Origin of the sequence: uncultured Thiocystis sp., from assembly GCF_903866365.1 — a bacterium.
Lineage (GTDB): Bacteria > Pseudomonadota > Gammaproteobacteria > Chromatiales > Chromatiaceae > Chromatium.
Genome location: NZ_CAIPNF010000476.1, coordinates 1 through 2,740 on the forward strand (window position 1 = coordinate 1; position 2,740 = coordinate 2,740).

Consider the following 2,740-nt stretch of genomic DNA (forward strand, 5'->3'; position numbering starts at 1 on the left):
ACTTCTGAGCGCAAAGACCGCGTGCGAAGCGAGCAACTTTGAAAAGCCCGGTGCGGTAATTCCGCACGCCGGGATTTGTGAGGGGGCAGTTGGGTAACTGGCTGTCCTACCTCAATGGCGAGTACGGCAAACAGGATTTCTAGTGCCACTGAAGATTCGTGACTTGCTCAAAAATCTGAAACGCGCCGGTTTCAAAGAAATTGCTGGAGGTGGAAAAGGCTCGCACCGAAAGTTTGTTCACCCAAACTACCCCGGTGCAGTGACAGTGAGCGGACAGGCGGGTGATGACGCGAAGCGATATCAAGAGAAAGATGTAGCGCAAGCAATTGAAATGGTTTAAAAATGAAAGAATTCGACAAGTATCACAAATGGGTGGATTGGAGCGAGGAAGATCAGGTCTATATCGGTCGATGCCCTGACCTCATCACAGGAATCCATGGAGATGATCCCGTCGCTCTTTATGGAGAGCTTTGCGCCGTCGTTGAGGACGTGATCCACCACTTCAACGCTGAAGGCCGACCCCTTCCGCAGCCAAGGGTTCGCCCTATGCGCGAAGTGGCATAGCACCTTCCAAGTAACTTCCCCCATCTAGCTGTTTTGAAGGGATATTCATGTGAAGAAATGATGACGGATTGGCGTGGATCGTGGCGTTCACGTTGAGGCAACGGCCGTTGTTGTCATCGCCAGGATGATCGCGCCGGCAAGGATGCGTCGTCGAAGAACATCGGGGTGTTGACGGGGCGATCAGAGCCGAGTGTGGACAGTCGGTCGACTGTTGGACAGACCGACCCTGTCCTGCCGGGCAGGCTCTTTGCGCCGTCGCGAGATGGCCGCCGCTGTGCTAGGCGGTGCGCTCGATCAGATCGAAGCCCAGCTGATCGGCGCGCCGTTTCAGATTGGATAGCACGCGCTTGCGGTATTGCACATCGTAGTCGTTTGCCTCTGGTGGGGCAGACTCGGTCTTGTTGACGAGCAGGCGGTAGAGAATCGTGGCCAGTTTATGCGCCGTCGCGGTGATGGCCTTCGGTGCGCCTAAGCGCGCTTTTTGCTGCCGCAGATCGCCGCCGAGAGCGCTTTGGGAGTTGGACAGCCCCTGGGCGGCGATGCGCAAGGCCGCCGCCGCGCGATTGGCCGAGGGGGTCGTCTTGCTCTTGCCGATGCGCTTGCCCCCGGAGATCTTGTTGTTCGGCGATCAGCCGAGCCAGGCGCAGAACGGCTTGACCGAGGGCCAGCGCGACAGGTCGGTGCCAATCTCAGAGAGGATTTTCAAGACCGTATGGGGATTGAGCCCGTCGATGCGGGTCAGATCGACCCCGGCCAGACGAAAGAGCGGCTCGCGCAGGTCATCGATGCGCGGGGTGTTGCGATCGACTTTGTGCTTGCGCACGGGCGGCGGGGTGTCGGCGTCGGTCGCCGGATCCAGACGTGCCAGAACCTGCGCGATTTCCTCATCGCAGCGTGTGATCTGCTGCTGATAAACATCGAACAGCTCCACGGCTTGACGCAACGTGAACAGATGCTCTTCGCGCCAGTAGCCCTGCAGGGCGTTCGCGATGGTCCCCACCGATTGGCGACAACGCCGATCCCGGTGTTGTGCCAGCACCTGTGGGTTCCGCTCTCCGGCGAGGATGGCGCGGATGATCGTCATCCCGGTCCGCCGGTGATGTCGCTCACGACGTGATGCAGATGCAGGTTCATCGGGTTGAGCGCTTTTTGCCTGTGCTGGATGTGCATCCCGGCGTCGCGCACCAGAGTGGCCCGTTGACGCAAATAGGCGCGGAGTACGCACATCGACTCCTCGGGGCGAAAGGCGCCGCGCAGCAAGCCGAAGGTGTGCAACTCCTGCAGCCATTGGCAGTCGAGCACGTCCGTTTTGCGTCCGGGGACATGCTTGACGTGATGGGCATTGACCAGGAGCACCTCGAAGCCGCGGCTTTCGAGCAACTCGAACAGGGGGATCCAGTACACGCCCGTGGATTCCATCGCGACAGTGCGACTACCGCACGGCGCGAGCCAATCGGCGAGACGTTCCAGATCGGCGGTGAAGGCGGAAAACTCGCGCACCGATGGCGCGTCGCGATCGGCAGGGACGGCCACAAAGTGGCTGGTGGCCCCGATATCGATACCGGCGGCATCCCAGTTCAAGCGTTCCAGTTGGGCTGGCACCGGCGGTTCTTGCGAGACCGCCTCACAGGCGGCCACCAGCGGCTTTTTGGATTGTTCCGCCAGTGACGTGTTGCACTTTTTGGGTGGGAGAACCATACTTTTTGCCCGTCGCCAATCAACGTGATGAGGGTTGGGATGATCAGGCTGATCGGGAGTGTTCGTGGGGTTGCCGTCTTCCGAACGGGATCGCTTGCGCGTCACCAATGATGAGTCCGCTCACTCCCGGATCAGGCTAACAAACGGGCTTTGCACAGCACCAATGCGATTTCGACCTTGGGATCGGCTGATCGCCGACCAGTATGCCACGCCCAAGTTACTTGGCGATGAGGCCGCAGCGCGCGGTGAGGGGCTAACAAGCGGTTAAAGCGCGGACCCCGCAGACGGCGCGGTGCTCATTCTGCAAGGTCGTGCTAGCGGGGCCGCTTAACCTATTCGTTAGTGCGACAAGCGAAGCTTGTCGCTTCTTGCCAGGTGAAAATCCTGGTCGGGAGAAATTCAAGGACAGGATTTCTTAAGGTCTAACCAACCACCCGTATCGAGTGTTGCGCATCCGGCGGAGCGTGGCAGGCGGTGA

At 59.7% G+C, this 2,740-nt stretch carries 5 protein-coding genes; 2 read left to right on the forward strand and 3 right to left on the reverse strand.

Annotation, left to right across the window (positions count from 1 at the left end; all coding sequences use genetic code 11):
- Nucleotides 1-142 precede the first annotated feature (142 nt).
- Nucleotides 143-340 (forward strand): type II toxin-antitoxin system HicA family toxin, encoded by a 198-nt coding sequence (locus QZY07_RS26035; RefSeq protein WP_295409121.1) that lies wholly within the window; start codon nucleotides 143-145, stop codon nucleotides 338-340.
- Between the two features lie 2 nt (nucleotides 341-342).
- Nucleotides 343-564, forward strand: coding sequence for a pilus assembly protein HicB (locus tag QZY07_RS26040; RefSeq protein WP_295409123.1), 222 nt, complete (start codon nucleotides 343-345; stop codon nucleotides 562-564).
- 277 nt (nucleotides 565-841) lie between these two features.
- Here QZY07_RS26040 and QZY07_RS26045 read toward each other — a convergent pair whose 3' ends face one another.
- The 3 genes from QZY07_RS26045 to QZY07_RS26055 all read right to left on the reverse strand — a co-directional run bounded on the left by QZY07_RS26045 (nucleotide 842) and on the right by QZY07_RS26055 (nucleotide 2,262).
- A complete protein-coding gene (locus QZY07_RS26045) occupies nucleotides 842-1,111 on the reverse strand; it encodes a hypothetical protein (RefSeq protein ID WP_295409125.1) in 270 nt (89 codons plus the stop codon).
- An 81-nt stretch (nucleotides 1,112-1,192) separates the two neighbouring features.
- Complete coding sequence (locus QZY07_RS26050) at nucleotides 1,193-1,648, reverse strand: hypothetical protein (protein WP_295409127.1); 456 nt, start codon at nucleotides 1,646-1,648, stop codon at nucleotides 1,193-1,195.
- Nucleotides 1,645-2,262 carry an IS110 family transposase gene (locus tag QZY07_RS26055; protein WP_295409129.1) on the reverse strand — a complete coding sequence of 206 codons (618 nt, stop codon included), beginning with the start codon at nucleotides 2,260-2,262 and terminating at the stop codon, nucleotides 1,645-1,647. Before QZY07_RS26055 ends, QZY07_RS26050 begins: the two co-directional genes overlap by 4 nt.
- Nucleotides 2,263-2,740 lie beyond the last annotated feature (478 nt).

Excerpts from the sequence above, each read along its gene's own strand:
- QZY07_RS26040 (WP_295409123.1), top strand. The coding sequence starts at position 343 with ATGAAAGAATTCGACAAGTATCACAAATGGGTGGATTGGAGCGAGGAA.
- QZY07_RS26050 (WP_295409127.1), bottom strand. The coding sequence starts at position 1,648 with ATGACGATCATCCGCGCCATCCTCGCCGGAGAGCGGAACCCACAGGTG.
- QZY07_RS26055 (WP_295409129.1), bottom strand. The coding sequence starts at position 2,262 with ATGGTTCTCCCACCCAAAAAGTGCAACACGTCACTGGCGGAACAATCC.